This is a genomic window from Desulfosporosinus sp. HMP52 (assembly GCF_000765145.1).
In the GTDB taxonomy this organism is placed as follows: domain Bacteria; phylum Bacillota; class Desulfitobacteriia; order Desulfitobacteriales; family Desulfitobacteriaceae; genus Desulfosporosinus.
Genome location: NZ_JMGA01000041.1, coordinates 50,138 through 66,715, shown reverse-complemented (window position 1 = coordinate 66,715; position 16,578 = coordinate 50,138). Strand labels below are relative to the sequence as shown.

The window sequence follows — 16,578 nt, the reverse complement described above, 5'->3', positions numbered from 1 at the left end:
CCCTTCCCCCTTAAACAACTTGTTCACTTACTCCGGACATCACCTCTACCACCATGCAAATTGATACTTCCAATCCTTTACCCAGACTTGAATGAAGACTTGTATTCCCCCCTAGACTTGAAACTCGTTCTTTGATTCCAGATAACCCCATATGGCTAAGTGAAGATTTTAAGTTGTTTAGATCTATACCAATACCGTTATCTCGATACTTAAATTCTAAAATATCATTACTATTGGCTAACGAGATATTAACCTCTGTTGCTTTGGAGTGTTTTGCTGCATTTGTCAACAACTCTTGTACAATTCGGTAAAGGGCTAATACATGTTCATAATCCAAATTCATACTGAAGTCTTTTGAATCGAAATTCACAACGTAATTTGTTCGTAATTGGGCATCAGCAAACAAATTCTTTAACGCTTCTACAATCCCTGATTCCCTTAGTAAAGGCGGAAATAATTCATTGCAGGTTTCACGAATTTGATGTGTTACATCTAACATTCCTTCGGCCAGATTATTCAATTGCTTCTTCAGATCTTCCGGGATTTTTTCATCTTCTAAGATTATTTCCAGCTTTCGATACCACAGCAATTGATGTTGCAGCGCTGAATCATGTAAATCTAAAGCTAGACGTCGTCTCTCCTTTTCCGATAAGTTAAATAGAAGACGCATTACCCAAGGATGCTCTGGGTCTTTTTGGGTAACCGCTTCCTCTAATTTCACGGTCAATCCCTCAATTAAGCGTAAGTTTTCATAGACTAGGCTGGCATAAGAAGCGATTGTTCTAAGCCATACTTTTTCATGTTGATTAAAAGAAGTTCGATTTTCCTTTTCTCTAATCCATACAAGGTGAATTTTGTCCTCTTCCTTACTTACTATAAGCAAAACTTCACTATCTATATCGATTAATTCTCCAACGGAAATCGAACTGATATTGTTATGTAACCAATTAATGCTTTCTTCAGTGGGAAAATTCGGATCCCCTGTTTTTATTAACAATGAATTGTCTGTCAGATCCATTGCGAATAAGGAAATGGATTTGACCGGTAAGACTTGCATTACTTCTATGATTAGTTCTTCTTCCAGATCAGCTGGCTTCATCACCCTAGAAATAGTCTGTGAGAAACGGTCTAAGCTTGCTTGGAAATTATACTTTTCTCTAAATAATTTTGAACGAAAACTGAAATCAAGCTCTTCTTTGATATAAAGGAACACAATGATTCCTATATAAGTAACAAGGCCAACATGAATCCCCTGGAGAAAAGTAATTTCCCCCACAATGTAGAATAAAATCAATAAAAAGAGAGTAGTGGGTATGAGGCAGATTATAGAATAATATCGTATCCGGCTAATGATAAAATCGATATCAAACAAGCTTTTTGCTGTAATTAGATATAAAAAAACAACCGGAAGAAATACTAAGAAAACCGCCCCTAAAGCCCCCGGTATAAGTTCAACCCCGAATAGAATACTTGGTAGACCCACTAATACGACAAAAGGGAAAAACGTCAGTATAAAACCTACTATTATAATTTTAAAAACCGGTTTGTGCACGGTATTTCTATAACGCATATAACGAGAGATAATAATGTAAAAACATAGAAGAATGCTTACTGAAAAGACAGCCAGAAAGGAATACCTGATAATCGATAACCTTCCGCCGAAGATCTGAAACAATGAAAGAATAAAAAGCAGCAACCCATTTATTCCATAAAATGCAAACAAGAACTTACGACTATACAAAGTGAGTCCATGTTGCCCAAAATAAACCCGTAAAAATTCCAAAAAGAGTACGGGGATTAAAGACAGTGTAATTCGATTGATGTATATCCCGAGAATATCTATCCTAGAAGAAGCCCCAGAACTTAAGTAGCTAAACCCTATGGCAATAAAAAAGAGAATGAGGAGAAGAGCAGCCTTATCATCCCTTTTTTTAATATATAGAAACAGGGAAAAAATAAAGAGAATCCCAAAGACTAGTCCTGGTATCAAAATATGATACCAAAGTAAATCTTGAGTCGGATTATTGGTCACCTTATATAAAATCAGTTCGTTACTTTGATTAATTGTTAATGTCTCTGCTTGTTCAATGACACCATATTGCTTGACGGTAAAATGCTCGCTAGGCTTATTTTGGTTGATCAATGCTACAGTATCTCCGGCCTTGATTCCTTGTTGATTAGCCCAACCAAGATGATCGACATTAGTTATCTGCCATTCACCTGCTTCATTTTCCACCACATTTAGGCCAATGTAAGGAATGTTTAGGCTGACAAAGGGCAAGTAATAGATCAATATTAAAATAATTCCGGCAGAAGATAACCACACGCAACGTCTTTTTAGGTCTCTCATTCACAAATCTCCTCCATTAAAGAAAAGTCAGGATAAATCCTGACTTTTCTTTAATTTTTTACCAAAACTGCAATGGCCCAACGACGCTGGGCTCGTCTTCAAAGCTATCAATAACTGCCTGCTGCTCCATCTTTGTTAATCCTACTAAGCTTACTGAACACTCTTTTACTTTCTCTTTTATATTCGGGTTTTCTATTAAATACTCAACAAGATTTTGCAGCATACAATTTTTTCTCTCCTTAATAAAAGTTATTCAATATACTATCATATAATCGATCAAATAGCCCCGCAAACAGGACTGCGGGTTCCCGCAATTGTATTGCGGGGCAACTACATTATATAAATTGCAATAGCTTTTCCTTCCACTTATTTTCTATCCCAATTTTATCTATCAGTTCAATCACCTTTTGTTGATTTACTTTCATAATAACCCGCGTATATTCCAAAAACACCAGATTTTTGAATTAACTCTTGAATTTCTTCCTTACTTTGGATTAATTCTTCCTTGTTTAACTTACCGCTAAAAAAGGCCTTTGTTATACTTCATTATTTTTAGATACATAGATTTTTAATGCTTTTATTGCGATGTTCGAAAATCTTATAGTATTTATGATTAAAAATACTACTAAGATTTTCAATACAGCATCTATGAATATAAATGCTAATGGGGCTATCGGAGTATTAAAATTAATCATTCAATTATTCCTCCTTAGATTTACTGTGAAATTTATAATTTAATTCAATCCTGCCAATATCCGTATTATACATTGAAAGATTAAAAATAAAACCGTGGGACTTCGCCCACGCATTTATTTAAAATTCATCAGAGAAAGATTTATCCCATGAATAGCCTACATTTTGTGAAACTACTGATGCAGACTTCCTTTTTCGGTGCACCTTATTGACATTTCCAATAATACAATAATATTACTTTTTTTGCACCGAAAACCCATTCTGCGAGATACCACAATTGTTTTACGGTTAACGCGAATTTCATTTTCTCGCTGCTTTCTACTTTGACTAACAGATTTGACTCATGAACTCCGTAGTAATCCTCAGCTTATCTGTCATAGAGATTTTGCCACGATGAAATTACCTTCTATCCGTGGACGCCTTTAAGTATCTCCAGCCTTGATTTCTTGTTGTTCGGCCCAACCAAGATGATCGACATTAGATATCTGCCATTTACCTGCTTCAATTCCACCACGTTTATGCGAAAACCGCAAGGTATTGCGGTATCTTGCAGTGAGTTTTTCGGTGCAAAAGTATTTTGATTATTGTAAAGTAATTCGTAGGATGGAGGTTTTAGATTTATGATTATTAAGAAAAAAATAATTAATACTATAGCCATAGTTGTTTTAAGTTTAGGGCTGGCATTAGGCGCTTATGCTATAAATAACGATAAGCCAGTTTTAAATACTGCAGGAAATGTAGATGTAAGTGATTTGCCGATATATCCAATGAGGAGTTCTTTCGTAATTAATGTGGATAACCCCAATGCAAAAGTAGAATTTTTTGACTATGTTTTTGTGGGTAAAGTAGTAAAGAATCACGGAACTGTTTATTCAGAACGAATGACTATGGTGGCTGAGAATGCTGGAACGAAAGACATAAGTGCACCTTACACAATTTATGAAATTGAAGTCATCGACAACATAAAGGGAAACCTGAATAAAAATACTCCTATTGAATTCCGGAAAGCTGGTGGTATTTCAGCAGATAAAAAAGCGGTATATGTTTTTGAAAATGACGAACTTCCAGCAGAAAACAAATACTACATCTTTTCCGGCAGTGCAGGAAATGATGGTTCAATTATAATATCTGGACCAAATTCAAACATACCATTAAATGCCTCTGACAAACAAGATATATTGTCATCAAAGCAATACAAAGAATATAAAAACGCCTTTGAAAATCAAGTGAAAGTTCAAAGAGAAAGATCCGTTTCAAAATTCAGAGAATAATTTGCGGGATTTGTATTAATGATAAGCAAGGGGTTTCGATGAAATTCCCCAACTTAGTGTAATTAAGCTTAAGTTCGACCAATGATAAAAATAACTCCTTTCCACGAATTGGGATGGAGTTATTTTTGTCCGCAGGGGTTGTTTTTTTATATTGCCTTTCCCCCTCCTTCAATATACAGGACTTTCTTGAAGGTTCAGACGGGTTCCTGATAATTTCCCACGGCTATTAAGTTAGAAAGTAAATTTTATCCTAATAGTTTAAATATAAATAATATTCTTATAAATGTGATTAAGATCAATAAAAATAGCTACTTAATAAATTATACTATTTGATATACTGGCACGGTTTCTAATGTCTTTTGAGCGCTAATATCATGAGGAGGAAAGCTATATGAAAAACGAAATGTTACCCGGTCGTGCTTTAACAACTGCAATGGGAATTTTGCCTCATGTCAACTTAGAGGATGCCTTACGATTATCACTTTCTGTGGATATTCCATTTTGGCTTCAACTACCCAAGTATCGCTTTAAAGAGGATATGTATGCGCAGTTTGCTCAGCACTTTCCCGGATTGATCATTGATGAAGAACATGAGATATTGCGATTTTCACATCAACTTTTTACTGAGCAACTTGATATATACCTTGAAGAAAGTCAAAACGATCATTATTTTGAGCTTACTTCGGATTTTTCAACTGCATTTCGTGCTTTCTTAAAACAGGATCTTACTAATTATCCCATGGTGAGAGGCCAAACAGTAGGCCCTATTAGTTTCGGACTGAAGATTTGTGACGAGGATCTAAAACCGATGATCTACAACGATTTTGTCCGGGAAATTCTATATAATTTTCTAGTGCGAAAAATCGAATGGCAATATCAAGAATTAAGCAAAATCCACAAAAAACCGTTTGTCTGGTTAGACGAGCCTGGATTGGAAATTATATTTAATTCTTTTAGTGCCTATACATCTGAGTTGGCTCAAGGTGAATACCAATCCTTTTTAGCGCAATTACCCGGACCAAAGGGTGTTCACCTATGTGGCAATCCAGATTGGTCGTTTCTATTAGTTGCAAACCTAGATATTCTATCCGTGGACGCCTTTAGTTGGGGTCAAATTTTAGTTCGCTATACAGATGAAGTGAAAGAATTCCTCAAGGGTGGTGGAATATTGGCATGGGGAATTACGCCTACCCTAACAACAGAGTTAAGTGAAGAGTCTGCGGAAAGCCTGTATAAACGCCTGATGGAATTATGGGAGTTTTTAGGAAAACATGGCCTTGAAGAGAGTTTAATCTATGATCGCTGTTGGCTCGCACCCTCTCGTTGCTGTTTAATTAATGCGGATGGAGTAAATAGTGTGGAACAATCGTATAAAGTATTAAAAGACATAGCGCAAAAAGTAATTAATTCGTAGTATGTTACCGCTCCTTTAAGGCAATCTATATAATTTAATATAACAATTTATCACTGTTCAGCCGTTTTATCCTAAGCTACCTCTTTGGACTCAATTATTAACAAAGCAACGAACGCCAGTTCCTTTTCTACCTGATTCCAAACAGGCATTGTCCGATTTGCATAGCGCTTTGCTGTGACCCTACTTAAAGTACTGAACCCATTACGAGTGCCTATACTTTTTCTTCTTATTGACTGCTTTCTCAGCTCATGCTTCTGCAAAACATAAGTCCTCTCATTCAATTGAAGAGAGGACTTATGCATAGTCAAGTAAGGGAAATTTTCAGGCATAAACTATCCGAGATTCCCATCTCTATAAAAACATATCAGCCAATGTTACCTTTAGACCCTTGAAATATGCTGATTCAACATATTCATAGGCATCTTTTTGAAAGGCGATGCTGTCGGTTATTTCATTTTTATCAAGCATATAAATATATACTAGATTATTTTTAGGATCAACCATCCAGTATTCCTTAATACCGCATTGCTTGTAAAGCTCCAACTTCTTAAGTGTATCCTTACTTCTGGTAGAGGGTGAAAGGACTTCAACCACCAGGGTTGGAACTCCTTTGTACTTACCATTTTTGTCCATCTTATCCCTGTCGCAAATAACGATGATATCCGGTTGAACAACACAAATGTTGTCCTCTGTCTTAAAAAGGGTAATATCAAAAGGCGATGTGAGAGGGATACAACTTTTATTTTTAAACCAGTTATAAAAGGTACCATGAATTTCATTTACAGCATATTGGTGCTCGTACGAGGGCGATGAGAGATTATATACGACGCCGTCAATCAGCTCAAACCGCTGCTCGGAAGCTTCCACGAGCTCCAGAAACTCCTCATAAGTAACCTTTCCTTCACGAGTTTGATATTCTGCGGCGCCTTCCGCCACGAGGCTTTTATTCGGGTCATCGCATGACAGTATTCTGGCAATATCCCTTCCATTTTTGGTCACGATTATTTCTTCGTTGACCTCCACAAATTTTAAGTATTTGCCAAAATTATTCTGTACTTCCGTCGAAGGAACTCTCAAAATAATCCCTCCATTTTAGCTATATATATTCCATTATGCATATATTTAGCTAATCGGTCAACAATTATCTCAATGTTAGCTAATAATCACAATAACAACCAACCATCAAAATAATGGTTATGGCCTAATCTCGGCAAAGGGCAAAGCCTTGGATGTCCTCTGCTTTTTCTCCATATGAAGTATAACCGGCATGTAGGTTCATAATTTTCAGCAAATCTGCTACTTCAAGCTTTTCGCCATCCAGGATTAAGTATCCCTCCGTCTCGTCTAAGTGGGTAACGGCTAACTCTACCTCAGCTGTCCGATTTAAAAACCCCAAGTCTTTTTCTACTGAGTGTTGGAAAGCAGCCACATCAAAATATCCATATTTGAAGTTACCTTGATAGGCATTGGTCTGATTTGTTTTATCCGTTAAACCCTCCGGTTTAAGGTCCCAACTATCACACAGTGTCTTAAAGAGTCCGGCCCCATGTCTCGTAAAGTAAGATCTGGTTACATAGCAGATGGAAAGGTCGCAGGCATTGACAACACTTAATATCTCTATGGCATTTTTAATCCCGGTGTTGGATGGTGTCAGATGAGGGTAATATTCTAAATTATCGGCATCCAGTAGTAACCCTTGAGCACCCTCGAAGACAATGTTGTCGTATTCATTGATGATATTATCTTCTACAATTTCCGTGTGCTGAAGCATAAACAATAAGTCAGCGCAGTAGTTTTCTGTGATGTTTCCGTTCCGGATCATCTCCCATTCACTATCCGTTAATTCCGTATTCAGCTCGTCTAATCGTTGGGGAACATATACCTGAATGGTGCCCGTGATCATGTTAGCCAATTGGTCAAAGTTCTCTTGGATATACCCAATGGTTGTTTTCTGATGGTTGCTTGTTCTCTTGATGGTCTCATAAATCCCTACCCCGCAGCTTCCATGCCTATTTTTATCCCTATGAGCCTCGACCATCTGATTGATCATTACATCGCAAGGAAATGTGACAAGGCAATCCTTATGGATATATACTTTTGGAACAACTCCCTTACTTTCCAGGACTTTGTACTCTTTAACGAAGAGCATTGGATTAAGTATGAAATAACGGGAGAGGTAGGTGAGATTGTTTTCGTTAAAACTGCCCGAGCCAAAATGACTGAAAACATGTCTTCTCCCGTCAGATTTAACCACAGTGTGCCCTGCCTGAGCTCCGCCGTTAAACCTTACGTTCAGCACCTTTTCCCGGACAGGGAATGCGGAACAGAAATAGTCCGTTAACAATCCCTTGCCTTCATCACCAAAGTTTGCTCCAATCACAATCTTAACTTTTTTCATCCCCCATACCCCCGTTCTCTTAAAATTCTATGAGCCCCTTAGATTTTGTGATTCCGGTTAAACCCTTTAAAGCTTCTTTAACAACTAGAGCCGTTGTGCCATCCCAGGAATTCACAACCAAGTCAATAGACCTGCCGGTCATAGCTTCCAGAATCGACACGATAATTTCAGGAATGCGCTGGTAATCCGATACTCTAATGGCTCTTTCCCCAAGTAACTCCCGCCATTTTTCTAGGTCGCTGTCCCGGTGGGATCCACCCTGAGCTAGGCACAGGTGGAAGACTTCGTATTTCCGGTTCACCTCGGCCAGCATTTCTTCCACCGGAATGCCGGCCTCAACACTATCGCCAAAGACCCTTTGAATCTCCCCTTGGGTCAGTTGTTTCGGGTAACCGTCATCTCCGATGGTAAATAAAAACCCTTTTCTCCCCTGTTTGTCGAAGGAATCGATTGTTGTATGGCGAGCGGCAAAGTACCAGGCCAAGGGGTAACTTTCAAAGCCATTGCCCCCTCCGCCTTGTTCAAAGTAAAGCTTCGTCAGCTGTTCGGCTATGCGAATATCTGATTCAAATTGCGTAACTTGGAGAGGTGCACTATCCCCGGCAGGAGCATCTCCGATGGCGTTAAACATAATTTGCGGGTCGGTTACAGGGTTTCTGTCCAAGATTTCCTGAACAAGAACACCCAGTTTCTCAGCAACCACCTGCAGAAGATTACTCATTGAGCCGGTTACATCAAGTCCGATAATAATCGGCGTGCTGTTGGGATGTTCGCTGCTGTCTCGGCTTTCTCTGAAAGCAACCTGCTTAGGATCGAACTCTGAGGTCATCATTCTGGAAGCATAAATTGCACTTGTGGATTGTCCTGCCACTTTTTTAGCTGAGTACCTAGCCCAGTCTGCTGGTTTCCAACCACCATGTCCCATAAACCATTCCTCCTTAATTGCTCTCTTAAAATAACTAAGCAGTCATTAAAGACTGTAGACTTCCTTCTCTCCGACTTCCATTCGGATAAACTTTCTAACTCCATAGGAGTTTCGCAAAGCCGTGTTCCAACGCAGGAACTCTTTTCTGGCCGAGTCTGCAGCCCCCTTCTCCAACCAAGCTTGATAACTATCCGGCACTTGTGTCTTATTTAGCAACATTCTGCCGATAAGTTTTATGGATTCCAGATCCGTTGTGATGCTGCCCCTTTTGTTTGTTTTGGTTAGGGGCCCCATCACATCGTAAATCTCTTTCTGGGTGCCGAGCATTTTTTCCCCCTGCCCGACACAGTACCACCAGCCGCCGAATAAAGAGATTGAGTGGTTTTCAGTTGACACAAAGCAATTCTCTAAACTAATTCCATTATGAGCTAGGCCATTGTAATCCAGAAAACAGCAGATACTGCCTAACCGGCTGAGCATCCAGGCTGCATGCCTTGGTTCAATCCTTCCTTGATAATAATTGAGCAGGTCCTGTAATCTAACGAAGTCCTTACTCTTTTTTATGACCAGTACCCATTTCCCTTCGGCTGTCTCGAACTTAGCCATGAAATTCGGGAAATACCGTTTGAACTCATCTTCCATGGCTTGGTTTTCATATCTTAGGGAACTCACCCGCTGAATGGCGTTAGCAAAATATTTCTTGTGCTCTGCCTCGAGTACATAAACCACCACAGAAGATGCCACGTATTGCACCCCCAGTTCAAAGGGGAACTCTTTAATATACTTCAACCTCTTGTGCCTGCCATCTTTGGTTTTAAATTCCATAATATTGCTTTCTTCCCACTGTCCGGATGCAAACAGGATTTCGGCCTGGGCATACAGATCTCTGATCTTCCTGAAAACATCTTCAGCCATAGTTTCCTTGTTGCGATCCGGATGGTACTTCTGAACAAGTAACCGATACTCTTCCTTAGCTTTAATCGGGTGGTTGGAGTACAGGTCCCCGCATTTTACAGCTGCCAGGATCTCCTGAGGATTATTGATATCAACCATGGTGTCACCACCTTACTCCTTAATTGATTGATACTATCTTTGCTTGAACAACCTGGCCGGTCTGTGAGCTTTCCCATCTGTCCATTGGTCTGTCTCAATGATTTTATCGTTTAACACCCTTCTAAAGGCTTGCACTTCGCGGCCGAGGAGCAGTTCATAAACTGTCTGCAGCTCCTTAACTGTGAAGAGTTCATTGACCAGGTGAAACCCTACATCGGTATACATAATTTTATTTTTGATCCGGTTAAGGGCATCAGCAATAATCATCCTGTGGTCGAAGGCCAGGCTTGTAATCTGAACACTTGGGTCTTTTACCGCAATGAAACTTAGGCTATCCGGCTCCCACTCGGATGCTGAGGATTCTAGCCAGAACCATTCTGCTTCCTTGCTGGCCCGTTCTGAATTGAGAAGGATTTTCTCTTTGGGAGCCAGGGCAATGTAGCCTGTACTAATAACCCTGCCCCTGACGTCCCGGTTTACATCGTCTCCGTAGGTGTATAGCTGTTCCAGATAAATATCATCGAGACCAACCTTTTCCCGAAGTTTTCTTTTGGCACATTCCAGCAATGGCTCATCATAATTTACAAAGCCTGCCGGTAATGCCCAGCATCCGTTATAAGGTTCTTCATCTCTTTTAACGAGCAGTATTTGCAGCCCTTTTTCTGCCACTTTCCGGTTATTATTGAGAGGCTTATTATCCGTTGTCAGTACCACTATGTCTGTTGCTATACTCATTCGGTGGTGGGTGCTGAAGTCAGGTTTCATTGGTTATGATCCTTTCGAATTTTCTTGAGCTAATTATATACCACTATTTACTTAATTACAATATGTTATTAACTAATTGTTATTAACTTTTTATATCAAACTATATGAATCAACAGCACAAAAAAGCACCGCTGATAACGGTGCATAAATATTGATTGGGGCGACTTCCAAGCTTTCATCTTTTACTTAATTTTTCAGGAGGAATATAACAACATCTTCTCCACACCTCACGCTTTCGCGTGGTTGAACATAAGTTCCTCCATGAACTTGAAGCATGGCAAGCTTAAAGTCCCCTCTTTTTTACATTGAATGATGACGGTAATCATAAGAGCGTAATGCTAAAAAAACTCTGAAAAGCGAAGATGCGACCATAATACCGGCTGCTATGGCAACTGCAATACTCACCGTATAAGAGCCATATTCGGCAAACTCTCCAAACTTACCATCGATCGCGTAGCTCATTGTGTAGTATAAGGCCCGACCCGGAACTAGTGGAATTATTGCAGCTGTTAAAAAAGTAGTAGCTGGGGTTTTCTCGATGCGGGCGCAGATCTCCGAGTAAAAGGTTACTATAATGGACGATATGAAGTACTGCGTCATTTCCCCGCTTAGCCAGAGACCACCCAGTAAGTATATCAACCATGCTAACATACCACCAAAAGCGGCATACCCTAATTTCCTTCCTTTAATATTGAACAGAATCGAAAAACCAAGTGAACCCATAAAAGCCGTAATGATCTGATATGTATGGATCATTTTAACATGCCTCCAACAAAAACTGATACCAAACCGAATCCAAAAGAGATGGACAAAGCTACAAGAATAGCTTCAAAAAGGCGCAGTAATCCTGCTATCGTATCTCCGCTTATAATATCCCTTATTGAGTTCGTGAGTGCCAATCCAGGTATAAGAAGCATGATATTTCCGATTGCAATCTTTTCGAAGCTATGACCTATCCCGATTCTAACTAGCAGAAACCCCAGCATGCCTACAACGAAGGAGCATAGGATATTTACAAAAAAAACATTCTTATCAACTCTCTGGATAAAAGTGATCGCTAATTTCAATATCATGCCGATAGCCGCAGAAACAATTGCATCATTCCAGTCGCCTCCATAGAAAATCGTGAAGGTTCCAGCAATCATACCATATACCAAGTATTGGACAACAGAACCATATTTGCGTCTAATCCGGATTTTTTCTATTTCATTTCTTATATATTCCGCCTCGGGTGTGTGTGAACAAACGTAGTGAGAAAGATTATTAAGTCTATCCAGCTTATCCAAATCCGTTGAGTAACTTAAAATCCTCCTGGTTTGAGTGAGGGTATTTCCACTTTTCAACTGAATAGATACGACGATGCTAGACGTGATAGTAAATACATCCACCCGCTTCGCATCATATGCTTTGCAGATTCGACTGATGGAGTCCTCCACGCGATTTACTTCAGCACCGTTGACAAGCATTAGCTCTCCAATATCTAGTATATAACTTAGTAATTCTTTCGTAACCATATCATCTAATGACCTTCCCCATGAGGTGTTAAATTTTTAGTTAAGTATAAAATAATACCTTCCTAAATTCCATTGTTTAATTCTAACTTGTTTGGATCATTATGTCTGCCCTTTTCTTCGATAAGAAGGATAATGAATGATTTTCATAAGGCCCAATTAGAATACTTCTACATACCTTGTGTTGCATGGACTCGAATTTGTTGCCCATCTTCGATCACATTGGTGGCATATATTACTCGATATTCAAGGGCCCTATTATAAGTAACTAACCGACTCTCTGTCAAATACCTAAGAATGATACCGGGTATACACATCTCTGATTCCTTTCAGTCGTAATCGATATGCTTCTGCCCATTATAAACATCTCCAGTCTACGCTAATGACTGATACAAATTAACGATGCACCAATCGTATGCATCGTATAAACCTAAACTGTCGTGTCCAAATTTCCAGGTCTCACAAGATTAGTGGCGCTTGCTGCTAGGTAACCCTTATGTTATGATTAATTAAGGTAAAATGTGGAACTCGACAGAATAGAAATAGAACTCTTTAATCAACTTTGTTAGGAGATGATCCTTGATGAGCCGACCTGAACAGAATCTTGACCGTAAATTCACTTATAAAGACTATCTAACTTGGTCGGAAGAAGAAAAGTGGGAGCTCATTAACGGAATTCCTTATAATATGACCCCTGCACCATCGACACAACACCAGAAAATTGTTACTACACTCATAGCTCAATTTTATAACGCCCTTAAAGACAGTCCTTGCCAAGTTTTTGGTGCCCCTTTTGATGTAAGATTACCAGAACAGGAGAAAAAAAGCGACGATATTTATAGTGTTGTACAACCTGATCTAACTATAATCTGCGATCGAAATAAGCTGGATAATCATGGATGTGTTGGTGGCCCTGATCTAGTTATTGAGGTAACATCCCCATCAACTCTACGCAAAGACATTAAGGATAAGTTTTATCTCTATGAAAAAGCGGGGGTCAATCAATATTTGATAATCTACCCCGAGCAAAAAACTGTCGTAGTTTTCAAATTGGACAAAGAAGGAAAATATGGTCGCCCGGACATCTATTGCGAAACAGATCTAATAGAATCTGAGATATCTAGATCGATAAGTATAGATTTATCAGAGGTATTTAAAGAGTATTGACAAAGTGGAATACCCTCTTCCTTAAACAACCCTAATAATGATTTTGCTTCAGAATATTATTAAAATTTTTTAAGGGAACTTACAGTAAGTTCCCTTATTTAAGTGCAATTTTTCGTATTTCGCCCCATGAGATAGAACATTCCAAAGCCAGACCTCTTCTGTTTGAGTAAAACTTTCCTTGGGATGTACCTAAAACAATCCCCGTCACACTTACACCAATAAACCAAGACTAGTAAAAATCATCAGGCTTATTTTTCATTCTCCTTCCAGTGTAATAATAAGGATGAATTGATAATCACCGCGACTGAACCGGCATTATGTACCAGCGCGCCCACAACAGGTCCGAGAACCCCTGCCATGGCCAGAATAATTGCGACAAAGTTTAGGGCCATAGAAATGGCCATATTGAATTTGATCGTATTCATCGTTCGTTTTGCTAAGGCAAGCAAATGGGGAATGCTCTTTATATCGTCACCCACCAGGGCAATGTCCGCTGCTTCCACGGCTATATCACTGCCGATACCTCCCATAGCGATGCCTACATGAGCTTTTTTTAGAGCAGGCGCATCGTTCACACCGTCGCCTACCATACAGACCAAGTCGCCGTGGCCTTGATACTCTTCGATAATTGCCATTTTATTTTCGGGCAGGCAATCCGTATGGATGTCCTGAATTCCCGCGATCTTTGCCATATGAGACGCGGCATGGTGATTGTCACCTGTTAGCAATACGTTCTTAACCCCTAATTTCTCAATCTTCCTAACCACATTCACAGCATCGGGCCGCAAAGTGTCCGACAAGGCGATAAAGCCCGAAGGCTCGCCGTCCACAGATACAAAGATGATGGTGCAGCCTTTATTTCTGTATGTATCCGCCTTTTCTACGATGGTTGGGGTTAAGAGGATAGAGTTATCGCGCAGCAGTTCTGCATTCCCGGCCAGTATCCTGCGGCCGTCTACCAAGGCGGAAACACCACGCCCCGCAAGCATCAGAAAATCGCTGGGTTCCGGTATAGATGGGTTAGTGGCTAGCTTGTAATGAGCGACAATGGCTTTTCCTAACGGATGCTCGGAACGCAGCTCTGCGGAAGCCGTCAGAGACAGCAATTCAGTAACGGTCAGGCTGGGAACAAAGCTTTCGACGGCTGCGACGTCAGGCTTTCCATAAGTAAGGGTGCCTGTTTTGTCAAAGGCAATCCGCTTTACTTCAGATAGTCTTTCCAAAGCGTCTCCTTCACGGATCAGGATACCAACTTTCGTGGCATTGCCGATACCGGCCATAATAGCTGTTGGCGTTGCCAACACCAAAGCACAAGGACAAAATACGACCAAGATGGTCACAGCGCGGATTATTTCACCTGTCATCAACCAAGTGGCTCCAGCAGAAAGCAAGGCAATAACTACAATCCAGGTAGCCCATCTGTCTGCAATCCCGACAATCTTCGCTTTGCCGGCGTCCGCCGATTGTACCAGCCTTATCATTCTTTGCAGGGAACTGTCCTCACCAACTTTTGTAGTCTTCATTTCGAATGTCCCGTACTGATTGACCGTACCGCTATAAACCTCATCACCCTCGCACTTGTCAACCGGTAGGCTCTCTCCGGTCATCACTGCCTGATTAACCGAGGTTTGTCCCTTGATAATGATGCCGTCTACAGCTATGGTTTCGCCTGCAAGCACCCGTAGAGTATCACCAACTTTGACCTGCTCGGCAGGGACAATAACTTCTTCCCCATTCCAGACAACCCTTGCGGTGGTCGGGGTGAGGTGCACCAGCTTTTCAATGCCTGCACGGGCTTTTGCCACAGTTCGTTCTTCCAGATACGCACCGATTGCCATAATAAAGGCGACTTCGCCAGCGGCAAAAATTTCGCCAATGATAACCGCGGCAATTAAGGCGATGGATACCAGCACATCTGCTTTAATATCAAATTCGGTAACGAGGCCGACAACGGCCCCCTTGATGATCGGTATCCCGCACAATAAAATTGCCAGCCATGCGACATCAAAGGGTAAATCTCCCACATTTAAGAAGCTGATTACGACGGAAATGAACGATATTGCTAGAAATAGGACTGTCCTTTTTTCGTCGTCTTGTAATAGTTTGATCACCTATATCATCCTTTCAAATACCTATCTTTTTACTATTGTAGTTAAAATAATTAAGTTAGCCCCTTCTGTCTTCCTTGAGTTGATTACTCACTCATAAGCCGCCCGAATTTAGTAAGTATTTCATATAATTCTATATTCAAGATATATTCCGATAAAAATATCCCCTCACAACAACGATGTATGTCCGTAACTTACAAATATTGCGAATAGGGAAATCGACTAGGATGGACTTTTCTTTTGTGGCATCTAGTCTTTATTAAAATGGATTAAGTATCTTTTTTCTTAGGGATCCGTTTTTCTGACTCCTTTTAATTGAGCATAGACTTTACTTGCCCAGATTAAAAAGTTTCCATATTTATCTTTTTGAGGGTATCATGGAATTGCTTTATTTCATCTTCGCTCAATACAGAGACCATCTGTTCCGTTAATTGTATGTGGTAGTTATGGTGTTCCGCAAAAGCATTCTTCCCTTTTTCCGTCAGTACAATTAAGTTAACCCGTCTATCTTCCAGAGTTGATTCACGTTTTGCAAAGTTTTTCTTCTCCAGCCTATCGACCGTTACCGTTGTAGTTCCCGTCGTAACTCCCAGTTTTTGAGCTAGAGATTTCATATTCATTTTTTCGTGTTCTCCCAATACCTCTAAGGCATGGGCCTCTGAAATTGTTAAATCGCTTGCACGTACTATTGAATTTTCCCAAGATGAAAACCCGTTAAAGAAAAATAAAAGTTCATTGGTTAATTCTTCAAGCATAAACCATCCTCCAAATTTAGTTAAAACACCATATTGTTTGATATTCAAGTTGTATTATACTAAAAATATCCCTCCCTGACAATAGTTCAAAGCCCAGAGGACTTATTATCCATAGTCAAGTCGAGATATTTCAGACATTTAACTATCCGATATATTACTATCTCTATA

The 16,578-nt window shown here is 39.9% G+C and carries 15 protein-coding genes; 3 read left to right on the top strand and 12 right to left on the bottom strand.

Annotation, left to right across the window (positions count from 1 at the left end; genetic code table 11):
• Positions 1-10: 10 nt before the first annotated feature.
• The 3 genes from DP73_RS15720 to DP73_RS23545 all read right to left on the bottom strand — a co-directional run bounded on the left by DP73_RS15720 (position 11) and on the right by DP73_RS23545 (position 3,045).
• Positions 11-2,350 (bottom strand): ATP-binding protein, encoded by a 2,340-nt coding sequence (locus tag DP73_RS15720; RefSeq protein WP_034600687.1) that lies wholly within the window; start codon positions 2,348-2,350, stop codon positions 11-13.
• 58 nt (positions 2,351-2,408) lie between these two features.
• On the bottom strand, positions 2,409-2,573 hold the full coding sequence (gene comX / locus DP73_RS15715) for a competence pheromone ComX (RefSeq protein WP_034600685.1): 165 nt from the start codon (positions 2,571-2,573) through the stop codon (positions 2,409-2,411).
• Positions 2,574-2,886: 313 nt separating this feature from the next.
• Complete coding sequence (locus DP73_RS23545) at positions 2,887-3,045, bottom strand: hypothetical protein (protein ID WP_165574422.1); 159 nt, start codon at positions 3,043-3,045, stop codon at positions 2,887-2,889.
• A gap of 618 nt (positions 3,046-3,663) precedes the next feature.
• Here DP73_RS23545 and DP73_RS15710 point away from each other — a divergent pair.
• Positions 3,664-4,314: a hypothetical protein gene (locus tag DP73_RS15710; RefSeq protein WP_052090732.1), complete on the top strand. Its 651-nt coding sequence runs from the start codon at positions 3,664-3,666 to the stop codon at positions 4,312-4,314.
• Between the two features lie 391 nt (positions 4,315-4,705).
• Positions 4,706-5,728, top strand: coding sequence for a hypothetical protein (locus DP73_RS15700; protein ID WP_081963061.1), 1,023 nt, complete (start codon positions 4,706-4,708; stop codon positions 5,726-5,728).
• A gap of 351 nt (positions 5,729-6,079) precedes the next feature.
• Here the strand turns inward: DP73_RS15700 and DP73_RS15690 are convergent, their stop codons facing one another.
• The 7 genes from DP73_RS15690 to DP73_RS15660 form a co-directional block, all read right to left on the bottom strand.
• Entirely contained in the window at positions 6,080-6,805 is a 726-nt protein-coding gene (locus tag DP73_RS15690; protein WP_034600682.1) for a type II toxin-antitoxin system Phd/YefM family antitoxin, read from the bottom strand.
• A 124-nt stretch (positions 6,806-6,929) separates the two neighbouring features.
• Positions 6,930-8,126 (bottom strand): adenylosuccinate synthetase, encoded by a 1,197-nt coding sequence (locus DP73_RS15685; RefSeq protein ID WP_052090730.1) that lies wholly within the window; start codon positions 8,124-8,126, stop codon positions 6,930-6,932.
• Positions 8,127-8,145: 19 nt separating this feature from the next.
• Complete coding sequence (locus DP73_RS15680) at positions 8,146-9,051, bottom strand: hypothetical protein (protein WP_034600679.1); 906 nt, start codon at positions 9,049-9,051, stop codon at positions 8,146-8,148.
• A 45-nt stretch (positions 9,052-9,096) separates the two neighbouring features.
• The gene (locus tag DP73_RS15675) at positions 9,097-10,104 is read right to left on the bottom strand and encodes a hypothetical protein (RefSeq protein ID WP_034600678.1); all 1,008 of its coding nucleotides are present in this window, start codon (positions 10,102-10,104) and stop codon (positions 9,097-9,099) included.
• A gap of 33 nt (positions 10,105-10,137) precedes the next feature.
• On the bottom strand, positions 10,138-10,869 hold the full coding sequence (locus tag DP73_RS15670) for an NUDIX hydrolase (RefSeq protein ID WP_052090729.1): 732 nt from the start codon (positions 10,867-10,869) through the stop codon (positions 10,138-10,140).
• A gap of 300 nt (positions 10,870-11,169) precedes the next feature.
• Complete coding sequence (locus tag DP73_RS15665; protein ID WP_034600677.1) at positions 11,170-11,625, bottom strand: threonine/serine exporter family protein; 456 nt, start codon at positions 11,623-11,625, stop codon at positions 11,170-11,172.
• The gene (locus tag DP73_RS15660; protein WP_034600675.1) at positions 11,622-12,383 is read right to left on the bottom strand and encodes a threonine/serine exporter family protein; all 762 of its coding nucleotides are present in this window, start codon (positions 12,381-12,383) and stop codon (positions 11,622-11,624) included. The genes DP73_RS15665 and DP73_RS15660 overlap by 4 nt, the downstream gene beginning before the upstream one ends.
• Before the next feature lie 579 nt (positions 12,384-12,962).
• Between DP73_RS15660 and DP73_RS15655 the strand changes: the two genes are divergently transcribed.
• Entirely contained in the window at positions 12,963-13,547 is a 585-nt protein-coding gene (locus DP73_RS15655) for a Uma2 family endonuclease (RefSeq protein ID WP_034600674.1), read from the top strand.
• Positions 13,548-13,795: 248 nt separating this feature from the next.
• On the opposite strand, the gene DP73_RS15650 is transcribed toward DP73_RS15655, so the two are convergent.
• Positions 13,796-15,658 carry a cation-translocating P-type ATPase gene (locus tag DP73_RS15650; protein WP_034600672.1) on the bottom strand — a complete coding sequence of 621 codons (1,863 nt, stop codon included), beginning with the start codon at positions 15,656-15,658 and terminating at the stop codon, positions 13,796-13,798.
• A gap of 338 nt (positions 15,659-15,996) precedes the next feature.
• On the bottom strand, positions 15,997-16,410 hold the full coding sequence (locus tag DP73_RS15645) for a MarR family transcriptional regulator (protein WP_034600670.1): 414 nt from the start codon (positions 16,408-16,410) through the stop codon (positions 15,997-15,999).
• Positions 16,411-16,578 lie beyond the last annotated feature (168 nt).